This is a genomic window from Pseudoalteromonas sp. S4492 (genome assembly GCF_005886115.1).
GTDB classification, from domain to species: domain Bacteria; phylum Pseudomonadota; class Gammaproteobacteria; order Enterobacterales; family Alteromonadaceae; genus Pseudoalteromonas; species Pseudoalteromonas gelatinilytica.
Genome location: NZ_PNCP01000311.1, coordinates 1 through 349 on the forward strand (window position 1 = coordinate 1; position 349 = coordinate 349).

Here is a 349-nt window from a genome sequence, read left to right on the forward strand (position 1 = left end):
TCATCCTTGCCTACCACCAGGACGCGATAGCGGCCAGGTGAGGCCTGCTCCATCAGCGCCGCCATCGACACGAACCCGGCCACCTTACGCTTGGTGAAGTTGCCGGATGACACCAGACCGACCAGCAGCTCGTCCTCGGCCACACCCAATGCCTCACGCTGGACGGTGCGCCCTGCGCGCGCACGCTCGACCGTGAATTGCTCCGGATCATAGCCCGGGTAGCTGATCTCGATCCGCTCAGGCGCGATACCGTAGCGCGCCATCAGAGCCTCGCCCATCATGCGCGAATTGACCGCGACCTGACGGAACTTGCCACCCTTGAGCACGTGATCATGAATCGCCGCCACTT

At 63.6% G+C, this 349-nt stretch carries 1 protein-coding gene; it reads right to left on the minus strand.

The genetic code is table 11. The annotated features are described in order from the left end of the window. Window positions 1–349: glycosyltransferase family protein (locus CWC28_RS22175; protein ID WP_212746833.1), on the minus strand; the 349-nt coding region annotated here is incomplete at both ends.